At 70.6% G+C, this 16535-nt stretch carries 15 protein-coding genes; 9 read left to right on the top strand and 6 right to left on the bottom strand.

The annotated features are described in order from the left end of the window. Window positions 1-167 precede the first annotated feature (167 nt). Complete coding sequence (locus tag ACF088_RS39595; RefSeq protein WP_392380836.1) at window positions 168-1043, top strand: polysaccharide deacetylase family protein; 876 nt, start codon at window positions 168-170, stop codon at window positions 1041-1043. Between the two features lie 425 nt (window positions 1044-1468). On the opposite strand, the gene ACF088_RS39590 is transcribed toward ACF088_RS39595, so the two are convergent. Beyond that, window positions 1469-2206 carry an SDR family NAD(P)-dependent oxidoreductase gene (locus ACF088_RS39590; protein WP_392380835.1) on the bottom strand — a complete coding sequence of 246 codons (738 nt, stop codon included), beginning with the start codon at window positions 2204-2206 and terminating at the stop codon, window positions 1469-1471. A gap of 222 nt (window positions 2207-2428) precedes the next feature. Here ACF088_RS39590 and ACF088_RS39585 point away from each other — a divergent pair, with 222 nt between their 5' ends. The 5 genes from ACF088_RS39585 (at window position 2429) to ACF088_RS39565 (ending at window position 8416) form a co-directional block, all read left to right on the top strand. Then, window positions 2429-3067 carry a class I SAM-dependent methyltransferase gene (locus ACF088_RS39585; RefSeq protein WP_392380834.1) on the top strand — a complete coding sequence of 213 codons (639 nt, stop codon included), beginning with the start codon at window positions 2429-2431 and terminating at the stop codon, window positions 3065-3067. Between the two features lie 124 nt (window positions 3068-3191). Next, on the top strand, window positions 3192-5468 hold the full coding sequence (locus ACF088_RS39580) for an MMPL family transporter (RefSeq protein WP_392380833.1): 2277 nt from the start codon (window positions 3192-3194) through the stop codon (window positions 5466-5468). Window positions 5469-5628: 160 nt separating this feature from the next. Further along, window positions 5629-6600 (top strand): non-homologous end-joining DNA ligase, encoded by a 972-nt coding sequence (ligD, locus tag ACF088_RS39575; protein WP_392380832.1) that lies wholly within the window; start codon window positions 5629-5631, stop codon window positions 6598-6600. 76 nt (window positions 6601-6676) lie between these two features. After that, the gene (locus ACF088_RS39570; protein ID WP_392380831.1) at window positions 6677-7858 is read left to right on the top strand and encodes a glutathione S-transferase family protein; all 1182 of its coding nucleotides are present in this window, start codon (window positions 6677-6679) and stop codon (window positions 7856-7858) included. 258 nt (window positions 7859-8116) lie between these two features. Further along, window positions 8117-8416 (top strand): hypothetical protein, encoded by a 300-nt coding sequence (locus tag ACF088_RS39565; protein ID WP_392380830.1) that lies wholly within the window; start codon window positions 8117-8119, stop codon window positions 8414-8416. 31 nt (window positions 8417-8447) lie between these two features. Here the strand turns inward: ACF088_RS39565 and ACF088_RS39560 are convergent, their stop codons facing one another. After that, window positions 8448-9776, bottom strand: a complete 1329-nt coding sequence (locus tag ACF088_RS39560) for a PLP-dependent aminotransferase family protein (protein WP_392380829.1) — start codon at window positions 9774-9776, stop codon at window positions 8448-8450. Between the two features lie 103 nt (window positions 9777-9879). On the opposite strand from ACF088_RS39560, the gene ACF088_RS39555 reads away from it, so the two are divergent. From ACF088_RS39555 to ACF088_RS39545, 3 genes are all read left to right on the top strand, one after another. Continuing rightward, window positions 9880-10707 carry an alpha/beta fold hydrolase gene (locus ACF088_RS39555; RefSeq protein ID WP_392380828.1) on the top strand — a complete coding sequence of 276 codons (828 nt, stop codon included), beginning with the start codon at window positions 9880-9882 and terminating at the stop codon, window positions 10705-10707. A gap of 294 nt (window positions 10708-11001) precedes the next feature. Beyond that, window positions 11002-12603 (top strand): alpha/beta fold hydrolase, encoded by a 1602-nt coding sequence (locus ACF088_RS39550; RefSeq protein WP_392380827.1) that lies wholly within the window; start codon window positions 11002-11004, stop codon window positions 12601-12603. Window positions 12604-12700: 97 nt separating this feature from the next. After that, the gene (locus ACF088_RS39545) at window positions 12701-13171 is read left to right on the top strand and encodes a hypothetical protein (protein WP_392380826.1); all 471 of its coding nucleotides are present in this window, start codon (window positions 12701-12703) and stop codon (window positions 13169-13171) included. Between the two features lie 46 nt (window positions 13172-13217). Here the strand turns inward: ACF088_RS39545 and ACF088_RS39540 are convergent, their stop codons facing one another. The 4 genes from ACF088_RS39540 to ACF088_RS39525 are packed head-to-tail and all read right to left on the bottom strand — an operon-like array spanning window position 13218 to window position 16428. Then, window positions 13218-14081 (bottom strand): amino acid ABC transporter permease, encoded by an 864-nt coding sequence (locus ACF088_RS39540; protein ID WP_392380825.1) that lies wholly within the window; start codon window positions 14079-14081, stop codon window positions 13218-13220. Beyond that, the gene (locus ACF088_RS39535) at window positions 14078-14722 is read right to left on the bottom strand and encodes an amino acid ABC transporter permease (protein WP_392380824.1); all 645 of its coding nucleotides are present in this window, start codon (window positions 14720-14722) and stop codon (window positions 14078-14080) included. Before ACF088_RS39535 ends, ACF088_RS39540 begins: the two co-directional genes overlap by 4 nt. An 18-nt stretch (window positions 14723-14740) precedes the next feature. Continuing rightward, window positions 14741-15670 carry a glutamate ABC transporter substrate-binding protein gene (locus ACF088_RS39530; protein ID WP_392380823.1) on the bottom strand — a complete coding sequence of 310 codons (930 nt, stop codon included), beginning with the start codon at window positions 15668-15670 and terminating at the stop codon, window positions 14741-14743. A gap of 14 nt (window positions 15671-15684) precedes the next feature. Then, the gene (locus ACF088_RS39525) at window positions 15685-16428 is read right to left on the bottom strand and encodes an amino acid ABC transporter ATP-binding protein (RefSeq protein WP_392380822.1); all 744 of its coding nucleotides are present in this window, start codon (window positions 16426-16428) and stop codon (window positions 15685-15687) included. Between the last annotated feature and the right edge of the window lie 107 nt (window positions 16429-16535).

The raw sequence follows: 16535 nt of genomic DNA, 5'->3' as shown, positions 1-16535 counted from the left end.
GGGCGGAGGGAGGCTCGCGGAGCCGCCGCACCGCGCGGCCGGGGGCGGCGGCCCCCTCCGGCGGGCAGCGCCGCCGCCCCCTTCCGTGCGAGCCGATCGGGTGCCGAACCCGGCCGGGCCGGTGTCGTTCCCGCTCCCGCCGCGGACCGCATGAGAGCACGTGGAGGATGGCATCCGATCAGCGCACGACGACGCGGCGGAGGTTCGGGCAGGCCGCGGTCGTGGTGGGTGTGCTCGCCGCCGGCCGCGCCCTGGTCCTGGCCGGCGGCGGCGCTCCGGAGGCCGGCGTGCCGCCACGGGCCCGGCCCCGGCCGCCGGAGCCGCACGCCGTGCCGGCCGGGCCTCCCCCGGGCGGCGGTCCGGCCGGTGCGGCGCACGACCCGCAGTCGTACCGGCTCCGCCCGATGGCCGGCGAGACCTCCCGCTCCGGCCCGGGCGCCTCGCCGCCGCACCCCGAGGTCGCCTTCCATCTCTCCACCGACCGCCGTGAAGTCTTCCTCACCTTCGACGACGGGCCCCATCCCTTCCACACCCCCGATGTCCTGCGGATTCTGCGCCGGCACCACGTCCGGGCCACGTTCTTCGTCATCGGCGAGAACGCCATCGAATTCCCGGGGCTGCTGTGCGACATCGCCGACGAGGGCCATGCCGTCGCCAATCACACCTGGACGCATCCGCAGCTCACCACCCTGCCGCCGGGTGCCGTCCGCAGCGAACTCGGCCGCACCAGCAGCCTGATCGAGGACATTCTCGGCACCGCCCCCGACCTGGCCCGCGCCCCGTACGGTGAATGGGACGACCCCGCCCTGAGCATCTGCAACGAACTGGGCATGTCCCCCGTCGGCTGGGCGATCGACTCGCAGGACTGGACCGTCCCCGGGGCCGGGACCATCGCGCACACCGTCCTCAGCGAGATGCACCCCGGCGCGATCGTCCTGTCGCACGACGGGGGCGGTGACCGCCGGCAGACCGTCGAGGCGCTGGACTGGTATCTGCCGCGCCTGCTGGACGAGGGGTACCGTCCGATCCGCATCGCCCCCTGAGGGTCCGAGAGCCCTGAGAGCCCTGAGGGTCCTGAGAGCCCAGAAGGCGCCGAGGCCCCGTGGCCCCGAGATCCCGAAGGCCTTGAGAGCCCGGATGAGGGGCCCGCGACCACCGTGGCGGCGGACAGCAGGCGGAGCCCCGTGACGGCAGGCATCGGGTGAGAGCGGTCACCCGATGCCCCGAAAGCCCACCCTATGGTTTATCGTTCAATTGGAAGCGGGCGCCGGCACGACGGCGTCCGAGGGCCCTCCCCAGGGAAGCCGGCCCGCCGCCGCACGGCAGCAGGCCCGGAGGTCACCGCCGTCACCGCCCGCGCCCCCACAGCCGCCCCGGCCGAATTCCCCCGTTCGGCCGGGGCTTCCCCTTGTCCCGCCCCGCCCCCGCCCCCTTGTTCCGCCCCGCTGTCCCGTCCCGGAGACGGAGCTCAGCGCAGATACGACGCCCCGTTGACGTCGAGCACCGTCCCGGAGGTCCAGACCGCCGCCGGCGAGGCCAGATAGTGGACGGCGGACGCCACCTCCTGCGGTGTGGCGACCCGGCCGAACGGGCTCTGCTGCCGGACCTCCTCCGTCAGGCGGTCCGCGACCCGCTCGGTGGCCACGAAACCAGGGGCCACGGAAGCCACGCCGATGCCGTACGGCGCCAGATGGACCGCCAGCGACTGCCCCATCGCGTGCAGTGCCGCCTTGGACGCGCCATAGGCCGGATGATCCGGCTCACCGCGGAACGCCCCACGCGACCCGATGCTGACGATCCGTCCCTCCACCTCCCGCTCGATCATGCTCCGCGCCGCGTGGTAGGTGACGTCCGCCGCCCCCAGCAGGTTCACGTCCACAATCTGCCGCCAGGCACTCCGCCAGTCCTCGAACGACGTCCGGTCCAGTGGATGCGCCCGGTTCGCGGCCGCGTTGTTGACCAGCACATCGACGCCGCCCAGCCCGTCCACGGCCGCCTCGACGATCGCCGCCGCCCCCTCCGGCGTACTCACATCCCCGTGCACCAGCACATGCCCGCTCCCCGCCAGCCCCTCGAAAGCCTCCTGCGCCGCCGCCCGCCGCGACGCGTAATGCAGGGCGACCCGGTCCCCGTGCGCGGCGAAGATCTCGGCAACCGCCCGGCCGATCCCCCGCGAAGCCCCTGTCACCAGCACCGCCCGGCTCATCGGACCCCCTCCGCTCCGACGCGCGGACGGCTCGCACAGCCACCACCGCTACGGGACAGCGGCCTCTCGGCAAACGACCAGGAATGGTTCATCAACAGCTCGATCCTTACCTCGTGCCATGTCACACACGTGCGTAAGGAATCGTAAGGAGCCACACCCGATGCAGGCACGGTCGGTCGGACGGCCACACCCCGCAAGGAATGCCGGGCATAGAGTCCGTGGATGCCGTTCAACCACAATGACCACTATCACCGTCTGCTGTTACGACACCTGCCGAGGACCTGCCGCACCGCGCTCGATGTGGGGTGCGGGACCGGCCGGTTCGCCCGCCGGCTGGCCGGACGGGGGATCGCGGTCCATGCGGTGGACCCGTCGGCCAAGGCCCTCGCGCACGCCCGCGCCGCCGCGGAGGCGGCGGCGGACGGCTCCCCGCTTCCCCGCTTCGAGCAGGCGGATGTCACCGGGCTCGAACTCCCTGCCGGACACTACGAGTTCATCTCGTGCCTGGCGAGCATCCACCACCTGCCCTTCGAGACCGTCACCGCGCTGCGCAAGGCGCTGGCGCCGGGTGGCGTGCTGGTCATCCTGGGCTGCTACCCCGAGAAGTCGGCGGCCGACTGGGCCTGGAGCCTGGCGGCCGTACCGGTGAATGCGGTGGCACGTCTCGCCGTTGCCGCCGCGGAGGGACGCCGTCCGTCCGGTGCCGCTCCCGTGCAGGCCCCCGTCACACCGCCGGACGTGCCGCTGTCCCGGATTCGCCGGGACGCCGCCGTACTGCTTCCCGGGTGCCGGATCCGCCGGCTGCTCTTCTGGCGCTATCTGCTGGTGTTCCGCGAGAACGGGCTCCCGCCGGGCGGGTGACGGGGTGGTCGCACCCGTTCGGACGACACCCGTCTCCCCGGTGGGCATGCCGCGACGGCCGAACCGCCGTTGAATGCTGTGTGTCCGCCTGTGCCAGGAGCGCCGGCCCGCACCGGGAGCACGCATGTCGTTGCCGAAGACTCCGAGCGCTCCCGCCGCGCCGGGCACCCGCCGCTCCCGGGGAGCGCTGCGCCGCACCGGCGAGTGGTGTGCCCGGCACTGCGTCCTCGTCATCGTGCTCTGGCTGATCGCCCTGGCCGGACTCCAGGTGCTGCAGCGCGCGTACGGCGGTGACTACTCCGACGACTTCGCGCTGCCCGGCGTCCAGTCGACGCAGGGCCGCGAGGTGCTGCAACAGCACGAGCCGAAGGCCGGTGGCTACAGCAGCCAGGTCGTCCTGCACGACACGGCCCAGCCGCTCACCACGTTCCGCAGCCGGATCGACAACGCCGTCACCGCGCTGGGCAAGCTGCCGGAGGTGCTCTCCGTGCAGAACCCGCTGCCCCCGCCCGGCGCACCACCCGCCGGACCGCCGCCCGGCACGCCGAACGTCGGCCCGCTGTCCACCGACGGGCACACCGCTTACGTCACGGTGCGGTTCGGCGTGCAGCCGTCCACCCTCGCCCCGGACTATCTGAACGGTGTCGACGCGGCGGTGCGGCCGCTGCGCTCCGCGGGCGTGGCGGTGGAGTACGGCGGGCCGCTGGGCGAGCTGGCCCGGCCCGCGCCCCATGACCTGGTCAGCGAGGTGATCGGCTTCGCCGTGGCGATCCTGGTGCTGCTGATCGGCTTCGGCAGCGTGCTGGCGGCCGGGGTGCCGCTGCTGACCGCGCTGGTCGGCGCCCTCTGCGGACTGGCCTGCCTGGGGCTGCTCGCCGCCGTCTTCGTCTTCGCCACCGTCTCCCCCACCCTGGCCACCATGATCGGCCTCGGCGTCGGCATCGACTACGCACTGTTCCTGATCACCCGGCACCGGCAGAACCTCATGGACGGTGCGGACCCGGTCACCGGTGCGGGCAAGGCCGTGGCCACCAGCGGCCGGGCGGTCCTGGTGTCCGGCTGCACGGTCATCATCGCGCTGATGGGGCTCTGGGTCTCGGGCCTGTCCTTCATCGGCAAACTGGGGGTGGCGGCCGCCATCACCGTGGTCTCCGCGGTGCTCGGCGCGCTCACCCTCGTACCGGCGCTGCTCGGGCTGATCGGCCGCCGCATCGACCGGCTCCGCGTCCGCAGACCGGTCGCGGAGACGGACTCCGCACCGGGCGAGGAGGCACGCGGCACCTGGCACCGGTACGCGCAGCGGGTGGCGCGGCGCCCGTGGTGGTACCTGGCGGGCGGGGTGCTCATCGTCGTCGTGCTGGCCCTGCCGGTCTTCTCGATCCAGCCGGGCCATATCGGCGACGGCGCCGACCCGAAGTCCTTCACCGACCGGCGCGCCTACGACCTGATGTCCTCGGCGTTCGGACCGGGCTCCAACGGCCCGCTGACCCTGGTCATCGACGAGTCCGCCGTTCCGCAGGCGGACCGCCCGAGGCTGGCGGCGCAGGCACGGAAGGTGCTCACGAAGGTGCCGGGCGCCTCCTTCGTCACCCCGCTGAAGGCCACCCCGGACGGCGCGGTGCTGACCGGTACCGCGTACTCCGCCCAGGCCCCGCAGAACGCGGGCACCACGGACCTGGTCCACCGCATCGCGCACGACCTCCTGCCGCAGGCCGTGCGGGGAACCGATGCGCACGGCTACGTGACCGGCACGACCGCCGGCCAGGCGGACTTCCTGGACCTCGTCGCCAGCCGGCTCCCGCTGATCATCGCCGTGGTCGTCGCCCTCGCCTTCGTCATCATCCTGATCGTCTTCCGCGGTGTGCTGGTCGCCGTGAAGGCGGCGGTGCTCAACGTCCTGTCGATCGCCGCCTCGTACGGGGTGGTGGTGGCGGTCTTCCAGTGGGGCTGGGGCGGCCCGGCGCTCGGGGTCTCGGGCACGGTGCCGATCGAAAGCTATGTGCCGATGATGATGTTCGCGATCGTCTTCGGGCTGAGCATGGATTACGAGATCTTCCTGCTGTCGCGGGTGCACGAGACATGGCTGCGCACCTCGGATGCGAAGGCGAGCGTGGCGCACGCGCTGGAGATCACCGCCCGGGTGATCACCTGTGCCGCACTGATCATGGTGAGCGTGTTCGCCGCATTCATCGTCAGCGACAACGTCGTGGTGAAGATGCTGGGCCTCGGCCTGGCCGTGAGCGTGCTGATCGATGCCACCGTGGTCCGGCTGCTGCTGGTCCCCGCCGTGATGACGCTGCTGGGCCGGGCGGCCTGGTGGACACCACGGTGGCTGGACCGGATCCTGCCGCATGTGCGGACGGAGGGCGAGGAACAGCTCCCGACGGCCGGACCGGCCTGACCGACCGGGCTGACGGACCGACCGGGCTCACCGGACCGACCGGGCTGACCGGGCTCACCGGGCTCACCGGGCCGCATCCGACCATCGGCGACCGTCCGCATCAGATCTGCGAACGCCCATCCGATCTGCGAGCGCCCCCGGATCCGACGATCATCGACATATGGCCCCGTCCGCCGAGCCCGGCTCGGCTCCGTACCCCGTGATCCGGCCGATGCTGGCCACGGTCGGCCCGTTGCCCGCCGAGCACGAGGAGGCGGCCTGGGCGTTCGAGGCCAAATGGGACGGTGCGCGTTGCATCGTCAACACTCCCGGCGACGGAACGATCCGGCTGATCACCCGGGCGGGCAACGACGCGACCTCGACCTACCCGGAACTGGGGCCGCTGGGCGAACAACTGCGGGGCCGCTCCGCGGTGCTCGACGGTGAGGTGGTGGTACTGGACGCGCGCGGCCGGCCCGATTTCGGGCTGTTGCAGCGCCGGATGGGCGTGGTGAACCCACGCCGCACGGCCCGGCTCGCCATGGAGTACCCCGTGCAGCTCGTCCTCTTCGACCTCATGTACCTGGACGGATCGCTGCTCGGTTCGCCGTACTACGAGCGTCGCCGGCTGCTGTCCGGGCTGCGGCTGCGCGGCCCGAACTGGTCGGCGCCCGAGTATGTGGAGGGCCATGGGCGGCAAGCCTGGGAGGCCTCGCTGCAAGGCGGCCTCGAAGGTGTGGTGGCGAAGCGGCTGACCTCCGCGTATCTGCCGGGCGTCCGGTCACCCGAGTGGCGCAAGACAAAGCACCTGCTGACCCTCGATGTGATCATCGGGGGCTGGACCGAAGGCCATGGCGGGCTGGCCGGCCTGCCCGGCTCCGTCCTGGCGGGCATCGCCGAACCCGCGGGGCTGCGGTACGTCGGTTCCGTCGGCTCGGGGCTGTCCGGCCGGGAGCGCCAGGAGCTGGCGCAATACCTGGGAGTGATCCCGCTCGACCGCTCCCCGTTCATCAACCCCGTGGACACACCGGGCGCTCACTGGGCCGAGCCCCGGCTCGTCGCCGAGATCACGCTGAGCGGCTGGACCTCGGCCGGCCGGCTGCGCCATCCGATCTGGCACCGGCTGCGACCCGATCTCACCCACCTCGGCTGAGTGCGGGGACACCGGCGCCGCGCCGGGAAGGCTCGCCCCGAGGACTCCGCGCAACGGCAGACGGAAGGAGCCCGTGATGAACCGCCCCACCGGCAGCACCACCAACCGCACCACCAACCGCACCACAGGCAGCACCGCAGGCAGCGCCGCAGGCAGCGCCTCGGACGACACCTCGCCCGCCACCACCGAGGGCAACACGGCCTACGGCAGGAAACCCTTCAAGCGCTCCAAGAGCCACTTCGCGGACCGCATCACGGCGGATGGCCGCGACGGCTGGCCGGTCGAGGCCGGCCGCTACCGCCTGGTGGTCAGCCGCGCCTGCCCCTGGGCAAGCCGCGCCGTCATCTCCCGACGGCTGCTCGGCCTGGAAAACGCGATCTCGCTCGCCCTCACCGACCCGGTCCAGGACGACCGCAGCTGGCGCTTCACCCTGGAGCCGGACGGCCGCGACCCCGTCCTCGGCATCCGCTTCCTCAGCGAGGCCTACAACGCCCGCGAGAAGGACTACCCGGGCGGCGTCAGCGTTCCCGCCGTCGTGGACGTACCCAGTGGGCAGCTCGTCACCAACGACTACCAGCAGATCACCCTGGACTTCGCGACGGAGTGGCAGGCGCTGCACCGGCCCGGCGCACCCGATCTCTACCCCGAGCCGCTGCGCGAGGAGATGGATGTGGTCATGGCGGGCGTCTACCGGGACGTCAACAACGGTGTGTACCGGGCCGGTTTCGCCACCGGGCAGAGCGGTTACGAGGCCGCCTTCCACGATCTGTTCCGGCGCCTTGACCTGCTGTCCGAGCGGCTGTCCGACCGGCGCTACCTCGTGGGCGACACCCTCACGGAGGCCGACATCCGGCTGTTCACCACGCTGGTCCGCTTCGACGCCGTCTACCACGGACACTTCAAATGCAACCGGTTCAAGCTGGCCGAGGACCCGGTGCTGTGGGCCTACGCCAAGGACCTCTACCAGACCCCCGGCTTCGGCGACACCGTCGACTTCCACCACATCAAGCAGCACTACTACCGGGTGCACACGGGCATCAACCCGACCGGCATCGTCCCGCTCGGACCGGACCTCTCCGGCTGGCTGACCCCGCACCACCGCGAGGAGTTGGGCGGACGGCCGTTCGGCGACGGCACCCCGCCCGGCCCGGTGCCGCCGGCCGAGGAGGTCCCGCCCAGCGGACGCCCCGATACTGCGCCGTCCGGCTTCCGAGACGGTCCCGACCAGCTTCTGAAACGGTCCCGACCGCCTCACTGACTGCCGGCTGCCGGACCGGGCCCCGGCTCCCGGAGCATGAGACCCTGAGAACAGACACAGACAGGGATAAGGGATAGCTGAGGACGGATGCGGCGAATGGTTCGCACGCCCCCCTGCCGAGTGCGCGAACTCCCGGTACCCGCAGCACCTCGCCGCACCTCGCCGCACTCCCCGCCACTCTCCACCGCCCACGCGATCCACCCACCCCTCCCCCCTCCCCACCCCACGATCCACACACTCCAGCGAGGAGTGAGCCCGATGAGGATGGTCCTGACGGCCCGGATACCTACCCGAACAGGCAATGAACTGATCCAGAGCGGCCAGCTGTCGAAGATCATGGATTCGGCCTTCGCCGCTCTGCAGCCGGAGGCGGCCTACTTCACCCTCGACGACGGTGAACGCACCGCCTTCTTCTACTTCGACATGAGGGAGTCCTCGCAGATGCCGACTCTCCTCGAATCCTTCTTCATGGACCTGAACGCGCAGGTCTCGCTGCGGCCGGTGATGAACGCCGACGAATGGCGGACCGGACTCTCGGAGCTGATGAGCGGCACCTGAACCGCACCGCGGTGCACCGCACTTCCCTCGGTCACTCCGGCACGGTGTCCTCCGGCATCCCCTGCGCCAGTCCGGCCAGGACATCGAGCGCCCCGGCCAGGACGTCGACGGGCGGCGAGGCGAGGGCCAGGCGTACGGCGGATGGCGCATGGCCCGGACCGACGGCGAACGCCCCGGACGGGGTGACCGCGATGCCGCGGCGGGCAGCGGCGGCGACGAAGGTATCGGCCCGCCAGGGGTCCGGCAGTTCCCACCAGCAGTGATACGCCTGCGGATCGGCCCGGACCCGGAAACCGGCGAGCCTTTCGGCAACGATGCGCTGGCGCGCGGCGGCATCGCTGCGCTTCTCCTCCTCGACGGCCGCCGCAGTGCCGTCGGCCATCCAGCGGGTGGCGGCGTCGAGCGCGAAGCGCGAGGCCGCCCAGGTCCCCGACCTGAGGGCCGTCGCGAACTCCTGGGTGGCACCCGTGGGCACCGTGAGGAACCCCAGCGACAGGCCGGGCGCGAGCCGCTTGGACAGACTGTCGACGACCACGGTGCGCTCCGGCGCGAGAGCCGCGAGGGGCGGCAGGTCGTTGCGGAGGAATCCGTAGATGGCGTCCTCGATGACATGGATGCCCAACTCCCGTAGGGCGTCGGCCAGTTCCGTGCGGCGGGGGCCGGGCATGGTGGTGCCGAGCGGGTTGTGCAGGGCCGGCTGGACGTAGACGGCGCGCAGCGGAGCGGCGGCCCGCAGCGCATCGGGGGTCAGGCCGTGCTCGTCCATGGCGAGAGGGACGAGCGTGACACCGAGGCGGGCCGCGATGCCCTTGACGACGGGATAGGTGAGCGCTTCGACGCCGAGCCGCTCACCGGCCGGGACCAGTGCGGCGATCGCCGCGGCCACCGCCTGCCGGCCGTTGCCGGCGAAGAGCAGCTGCCCGGGGTCCGGCGCCCAGTCGGCGCGGGCGAGGTGGGCGGCCGCGGTCCGGCGCGCCACGTCCGTGCCGGCGGCGCCCACCGGACGGAGCGCGGCGGCCAGGGCGTCGGGACGCACCAGCTGCTCCAGGCTCCTGGCCAGGAGCGCGGGGTGGCCCGGCAGAACGGGGAAGTTCATCTCCAGATCGACCCTGGCCTCGCCCGGCTCGGCCAGGGCGGGCTCGGCAGCTGGTGCGGCGGTGCGGACGAAGGTACCGCGGCCGACCTCCCCCACCGTCAGACCACGTCGGCTCAATTCCCGGTACACCCGGGCCGCCGTGGAACTGGCGATGTGCCGGTTCCTGGCGAACCTGCGGAGCGGCAACAGCCGGTCCCCGGCGCGGATCCGGCCGGCAGCGATGTCGGCTGCGAGCTCATCGGCAATCACGCGATAGTCGTCCATCGGCCACCTTCCGACATTGCACCGAGTGCAATATTAACATTGTGCCGAGAGATTGCCCTCTATAGCATCGAGGAGTCAAGCCACAGCAGAGGAGACACCTTCCATGGGATCGGTCTTTCGCCGAGAGATCACTGTCGGGTACGAGGACGAGGGCAGTGGCGCGCCACTGATGCTCGTGCACGGGCACCCCTTCAACCGTTCGATGTGGCGCCCGCAGACCGAGTACTTCAGCCGGACCGGCCGTCGGGTGATCGCCCCGGACCTCCGGGGCTACGGGGACAGCACGGTGGTCCCCGGTACGACGCCCCTGGCGACGTTCGCCCGGGACCTCGTCGACCTGCTCGACCACCTCGGGATCGAGCGCTGCGCCCTCGGCGGCCTCTCCATGGGGGGTCAGATCGTGATGGAGTGCTACCGGCTCTTCCCGGAACGGATCAGCGCCCTGATGTTCGCCGACACCTTCGCCGCGGCGGAGACCACGGACGGCAGGACCGCGCGATACGACATGGCGGAGCGGCTGCTCCGCGAGGGAATGGACGGCTATGCACACGAGGTGCTGGCCAAGATGGTCTCCCCGGACACCATCGCCGCCCGGCCGGACGTCGCCGCGCACGTCCTGGGGATGATGGCCACCACGCCGCCCGAAGGTGCGGCCGCCGCACTCCGCGGCCGCGCCGAGCGCCCCGACTACACCGAGCTGCTGTCGCGCATCACGGTGCCCACCCTGGTGGTGGTCGGCACGGAGGACACGTACACCCCGGTGAGCGACGCCCGCGACCTCCACGAGCGCATCCCGGATTCCCGGCTGACCATCATTGAGCAGGCGGCCCATATGCCGAACCTGGAGCAACCGAACACCTTCAATGCGGCACTGCACGAGTTCCTCAACTCGCTGCCGAACACCACGACGACGACCGCACCACAAGACTGAGCGCCACCGCACCCCCGGCCTCAACCGGCGACGGCACCCTGCCCCCTCCCCGCCCCGCACTCAGCACTCAGCACTCAGCACTCAGCACTCAGCACTCAGCACTCAGCACCACCCTCGCCGGCCCCCGCCCCGACTTCCCCTGAACACAAGGACGTTACCCACCCGTAACCTACCGATGGGTTACCTCAGGTAAGGAGTGGACCTTACTCTCCAGTCAAAATCGGGTCACCGTACGCCCCACCTGTCCCCCTCGGACAGCGTGCGGCCGGCCCGCATCGAGATCTGGAGCAGAAGATGAGGCCCTCCCGTACGACACTGCGCGCCGCGATCAGCACCGTCTCCGCGGCGGTGCTGGCCACCACGGTTCTCGCCGGCGCGCCGGCCACCGCCGAGGCGGCAACGCCGCAATCCGCTCCCACGGCAGCGGAGTCGGGCGCCTCCTCCGTGAGGTTCGTCGACATCCAGGGCGACGGCGGTACCACCCTCAAGGCGAATGTCTTCACTCCGGCCGGTGCCGACGGCACCCGGCGCTACCCCGTCATCGTGCTGCCCACCAGCTGGTCGATGCCGCAGATCGAGTACATGGCGCAGGCCAAGAAGCTGGCCGACGCGGGCTATGTCGTCGTCGGATACAACTCGCGCGGCTTCTGGCAGTCCGGCGGAGAGATCGATACGGCCGGTCCGAAGGACGTCGCCGATGCGTCGAAGGTCATCGACTGGACGCTGGCCCACACACCGGCCGATCCGCAGAAGGTCGGGATGGGCGGGGTCTCCTACGGTGCCGGGATCAGCCTGCTGGCCTCCGCGTTCGACAAGCGGATCAAGGCGGTTGCAGCGCTCAGCGGCTGGGGCGATCTCGTCGGCTCGATCTACAGCGGCCGCACCGAGCACCGGCAGGCCGCGGAGTTCCTGGGCGCCACGGGCGCGCTGACCGGACGCCCCAGCCCCGAATTCCGCACGATCATGAAGGACTTCCTGGCCTCGAACCTGGACAAGGAGAAGGACCTGATCGCGTGGGGGCGCAAGCGCTCCCCCGCCACCTACCTCGACAAGATCAACGCCAATGGCGCCGCCATCATGCTCGGCAACGCCTGGGGCGATTCCATCTTCCCGCCCAACCAGACCGCCGACTTCTACGAGAAGCTGACCGGCCCCAAGCGACTGGAATTCCGCCCCGGTGATCACGCCACAGCCGAAGGGCTCGGGCTGTTCGGGCTGCCCAACGACACCTGGACCGACACCCAGCGGTGGTTCGACCACTACCTCAAGGGCGCGGACAACGGCATCGACCGGGAGTCGCCGGTGCTGCTCAAGTCCCGTTCCACCGGCGCGTACGAGGGCTACAAGAGCTGGCAGGACGTCCCGTCCGCACAGCGCCGGATCGAGCTCGGCGACAGCAAGCAGATCAACACCAACTGGGACTCCGGCGCCGACGGCGGGCTGGTCATCCTCTCCAGCATGCTGGACCAGTTTCTCCGGCTGCCGCCGATGGCCTCGATCCCCCTGCTGCCGCGCTCCCTGGCCGCCGTCTGGCAGTCCGAGCGCTACGACACCGGACAGCGGGTCAGGGGGACCACTCGGCTGCACACCACCCTGACCAGCACCGCGGAGAGCGGCACCGCCGTCGCCTACCTCTACGACGTGGGCCCGCTCGGCATCGGCAAGCTGGTCACCCATGCGCCGTACACCTTCCATGACAAGACGCCGAACCAGCCCTTCGGCGTCGACCTGGATTTGTTCTCCACGGCCTACGACGTCCCGGCCGGCCACCGTCTCGCGGTGGTCGTGGACACCGTCGACCCGCTGTACAACGAGCACAACCCGAGCGGCGCCCGGCTGACGTTCTCCTCGCCGGCGAACGATCCGTCGTATGTGTCGGTGCCGGTGCGCGACTAGCGCGTCGAAGCAACCGGGTGCCGTGCGGGCGGCCGGCTTCCGCCGGGCGAACCTCCCCCCTGCGTACGGCGCGTGCCCCTACGGAATGATCACAGGGATGAGGAACGACCCCCCGCACCCGCACCCGCACCTGCCCACCACCGAGTCCGCCGTCACCGCCCTCCGTGCGATCGCGGCCGAGTACCACCTCGACCTGACCGTCACGGACGACATCGGCGCGGACCGGACCTCCCGCCGTACCTCGGCCGGGCTGTTCACCGTCCTGGACGCGGACGGCTCGCTGCCGCACGAGGCCTTTGTGGAACTGGGCGGATCGCCCGCGGTCACGGTCCAGATCTTCCCCGAGGACGATGCGAGGATCACCGTGGACGGGGTGGAGTTCGCCGATGTCCCACGGGACGCGGTGCCGGCGTTCCTGCGGTCGGTGTACGGCGGTCTTGCCTACGTCAAGACGCGGTTCTTTCCGCCGGGCCAGTGGCTGGTCGTGCCGCTGCCCGGCGATGAGACCTACCGGGAGCCGATCGTCCACGGCGGGCTCAGCCCCTGGCTCGCGCGCAGCGTCCGCTGAGCCGGAGGCGGTGCCCGGTTGTCACCCCGCGGCTCACCCCGGCGGCTCACCCCGGCGGTTGATGGCTCCCCGGCAGCAAGGTGCCCGGTTCCGGGGCGGCCACCTCGACGGCCTCCACCTTGGGATTGCGCCGCTGACGCCGGGAGACCCAGTTGGCCAGCCAGGACAGCAGCATGCACATCCCGATGTAGATCGGCGAGATGATCATGACGACGGGGATGAACGGCAGGTCGTAGTCGAGGTTGGAGGCGATCAGCTTGCCCGCGTGCAGGAACTCCTCGTAGGTGATGAGGTAGCCGAGCGAGGTGTCCTTCAGGGCGACCACCAGCTGGCTGATGATCGCGGGGAGCATCGCCCGGACCGCCTGCGGCACCAGGACATGCGTCATGACCTGCGTCTTGTGCATGCCCAGTGCGTAAGCGGCCTCCCGCTGGCCGCGATCGACGGAGTGGACGCCGGTACGGAAGACCTCGGCGAGCACCGAGCCGTTGTAGAGCGTCAGTCCGGCGACCAGGGCGATCAGCGGCTCCGCCTTCAGCGCCACATAGATGAAGAAGATCATGACCAGTACGGGCATGGCGCGGAAGAACTCCACCAGCAGCGTGCACACCCAGCGCACGATCCGGTGCTCGGAGAGCCGCCCGGTCGCCAGCACCCCGCCCAGCGCCAGCGACAGCACCGCCGCGAGGGCGAAGGCCTTCAGGGTGTTGCCCAGGCCCCGCAGCAGGAGCTCCTGAATTCCCTTGTAGGTGAAGGGAGTCCACTTCGCCGCGGTGAACTGGCCGGTGGTGAAGAGGAGGTAGATGATCCAGCCGATGAGGGCGAGGATCGCCACCGTGGAGAGCAGGCCGTAGAGCCGGTGCCGCTGCCTGGTCCGCGGGCCCGGGACGTCGTAGAGGACGGTGGTCATCGGGCGACTCCGAAGCGCTTCTCCAGCACGTTGAAGAGCGCGCTGATGGTCAAGGTCACGAGCAGATAGCCGACGGCGATCCAGACGAAGGTCCAGATGATGCCGTAACCCATCTCGCTGAGCGGCTTGTAGACCCCCAGCAGTTCGGTGACGCTGAAGGCGCCGGCGATCGCGGAGTTCTTGGCGAGCGCGATCAGGGTGGAGCCGATGGGCGGGATGACGGACCGGAAGGCCTGCGGGAGGACGATCCCGCCCAGCGTCTGCGGGAAGGTCATGCCCAGGCTGCGGGCCGCCTCGCCCTGCCCGGCCGGCACGGTGTTGATGCCCGAGCGCACCGCCTCGCAGATGAAGGCGGAGGTGTAGCAGCCCAGCGCGAGGATGGCGAAGAGGTTGAAGGGCAGCACGAGGCCGAAGCGTGGCAGGCCCAGCACCACCGCGAAGAACAGCAGCGTCAGCGGCGTATTGCGCAGCACCGTCACCCATGCCGTGCCGAAGGCCCGCAGCGAGCCGACCGGCGCCACCCGGAACGCGGCCATCAGGAAACCGAGGACGAGTGCGAGCAGCGAGGCGAAGACGGTGAGTTCGACGGTGCCCAGCAGGCCCTTCCCGTAGAGGGAGAGGTTGTCGAGGAGAACGTTCATCGGTCAGTCCTTGGCGGCTCAGGTCGCCGGGTAGCGGTCGATCGGGGGCGGCTTGGGGGCGGGCACTCCGGACAGGCCGAGGGTCGCGTCGTACGCCTTCTTCCAGTTGCCGTTCTTCTCGTTCGCGGCGAGGGCGTCGTCGAGTGCGAACCGCAGCGCGTTGTCACCGCGGGGCACGCCGATGCCGTACGGCTCCTCGGAGAACGGCTTGCCGACCACCTTCAGCTCGTCGGGCGCCTTGGCGGCGTAGCCCAGCAGGATCGCATCGTCGGTGGTGACCGCGGCGACCTGGTAGGTGAGCAGGTTGTCGACGCACACCGAGTAGGTGTCGTAGGCGACCAGTACGGCCCTGGGGTACTCGGTCTGGATGCGCTGGTACGGGGTCGAGCCGGCCGCCGAGCAGACCCGTTTGCCGGCCAGGTCCTGCGGCCCCTTGATGTCGTTCTCGTCGGTGCGCACCAGCAGCGACTGGCCGGCCATGTAGTACGGGCCGGCGAAGCCCACCAGCTTCTTGCGCTTGTCGTTGATGGTGTAGGTGCCGACGTAGAGGTCGATCTGGCCGTTCTGCAGAGCCGTCTCGCGGTTGGCGGAGGCGATCGTCTTGAACTCGATGGTGTGCGGCGGGAAGCCGAGGGCGGCGGACATCATCTTGGCGATCTCGATGTCGAAGCCGGTGTACTGGCCGGTGGCCGGGTCCTTCTCGCCGAGGTAGGGCTGGTCCTCCTTGACGCCGATGACGAGGTGGCCACGGCGCTTGGCCCGCACCCAGGTCGGGGAGCCGGGCAGCGAGAAGTTCTTGGCGACCGGGTACCGGGGCAGTTCGCTGCCCTTGGGGCCCTTGACCGGCGGGCTCCCTTCCCGGCCGCAGCCGGCGAGGGCCAGCGCGAGCACGGCGAGCACGACGGCCACGAGGGCGCGGCGCAGGGGCGAGGAGTGGCAGTGCGGCATCACGGCGCCCCCGTTCAGTGCTTGAGAATCTTGGAGAGGAAGTCCTTCGCCCGTTCGCTGCGCGGCGCGGTGAAGAAGTCCTCGGGGGTGCGGTCCTCGACGATGCGGCCTTCGTCCATGAACACCACACGGTTGGCGGCGGAGCGGGCGAAGCCCATCTCATGGGTGACCACGACCATCGTCATTCCGTCCCGGGCGAGCTGTCGCATGACCTCCAGCACCTCGTTGATCATCTCCGGGTCGAGGGCCGAGGTCGGTTCGTCGAAGAGCAGCGCCTTGGGGTCCATGGCGAGTGCGCGGGCGATGGCGACGCGCTGCTGCTGGCCGCCGGAGAGCTGCGCCGGATACTTTTCGGCCTGGGAGGCGAGCCCCACCCGGTCCAGGAGTTCACGGGCGCGCCGCGCGGCCTCGTCCTTCTTTTTCTTCCGGACCTTTATCGGCGCCAGCATCACATTGTCCAGCACGGTCTTGTGGGCGAAGAGGTTGAAGGACTGGAAGACCATGCCGACTTCGGCGCGCAACTGGGCCAGTGCGCGGCCCTCTTCGGGCAGCGGTCGGCCGTCCAGCGTGATGGTGCCGGACTCCACGGTTTCCAGACGGTTGATGGCCCGGCACAGGGTGGACTTCCCGGACCCGGAGGGCCCGATGACCACGACCACCTCCCCGCGGCCGACGGTGAGGTCGATGTCCCGCAGGACATGCAGTTTTCCGTAGTGCTTGTTGACCCCGCGCAGCTCAATCAGCGCATCACCGGCCATATGCAGACCTGCCCACTCTCATCCGTACAGCGGAGAGCCCGCAACCTACCGGGGGGAATAGGGCGCTTCTTCACTGACACGCACGTATGCACGGAGATGGGCGGATA

The organism is Streptomyces sp. NPDC015125 (assembly GCF_043080045.1).
Taxonomy (GTDB): Bacteria; Actinomycetota; Actinomycetes; order Streptomycetales; family Streptomycetaceae; genus Streptomyces.
This window is presented reverse-complemented; position numbering and strand designations above follow the sequence as displayed.

Coding starts and splice junctions, on each gene's coding strand:
- ACF088_RS39585 (WP_392380834.1), top strand. CDS start 2,429: ATGCCGTTCAACCACAATGACCACTATCACCGTCTGCTGTTACGACAC.
- ACF088_RS39555 (WP_392380828.1), top strand. CDS start 9,880: ATGGGATCGGTCTTTCGCCGAGAGATCACTGTCGGGTACGAGGACGAG.
- ligD (WP_392380832.1), top strand. CDS start 5,629: ATGGCCCCGTCCGCCGAGCCCGGCTCGGCTCCGTACCCCGTGATCCGG.
- ACF088_RS39540 (WP_392380825.1), bottom strand. CDS start 14,081: ATGACCACCGTCCTCTACGACGTCCCGGGCCCGCGGACCAGGCAGCGG.
- ACF088_RS39525 (WP_392380822.1), bottom strand. CDS start 16,428: ATGGCCGGTGATGCGCTGATTGAGCTGCGCGGGGTCAACAAGCACTAC.
- ACF088_RS39565 (WP_392380830.1), top strand. CDS start 8,117: ATGAGGATGGTCCTGACGGCCCGGATACCTACCCGAACAGGCAATGAA.
- ACF088_RS39590 (WP_392380835.1), bottom strand. CDS start 2,206: ATGAGCCGGGCGGTGCTGGTGACAGGGGCTTCGCGGGGGATCGGCCGG.
- ACF088_RS39570 (WP_392380831.1), top strand. CDS start 6,677: ATGAACCGCCCCACCGGCAGCACCACCAACCGCACCACCAACCGCACC.
- ACF088_RS39530 (WP_392380823.1), bottom strand. CDS start 15,670: ATGCCGCACTGCCACTCCTCGCCCCTGCGCCGCGCCCTCGTGGCCGTC.
- ACF088_RS39580 (WP_392380833.1), top strand. CDS start 3,192: ATGTCGTTGCCGAAGACTCCGAGCGCTCCCGCCGCGCCGGGCACCCGC.
- ACF088_RS39560 (WP_392380829.1), bottom strand. CDS start 9,776: ATGGACGACTATCGCGTGATTGCCGATGAGCTCGCAGCCGACATCGCT.
- ACF088_RS39550 (WP_392380827.1), top strand. CDS start 11,002: ATGAGGCCCTCCCGTACGACACTGCGCGCCGCGATCAGCACCGTCTCC.
- ACF088_RS39595 (WP_392380836.1), top strand. CDS start 168: ATGGCATCCGATCAGCGCACGACGACGCGGCGGAGGTTCGGGCAGGCC.
- ACF088_RS39545 (WP_392380826.1), top strand. CDS start 12,701: ATGAGGAACGACCCCCCGCACCCGCACCCGCACCTGCCCACCACCGAG.
- ACF088_RS39535 (WP_392380824.1), bottom strand. CDS start 14,722: ATGAACGTTCTCCTCGACAACCTCTCCCTCTACGGGAAGGGCCTGCTG.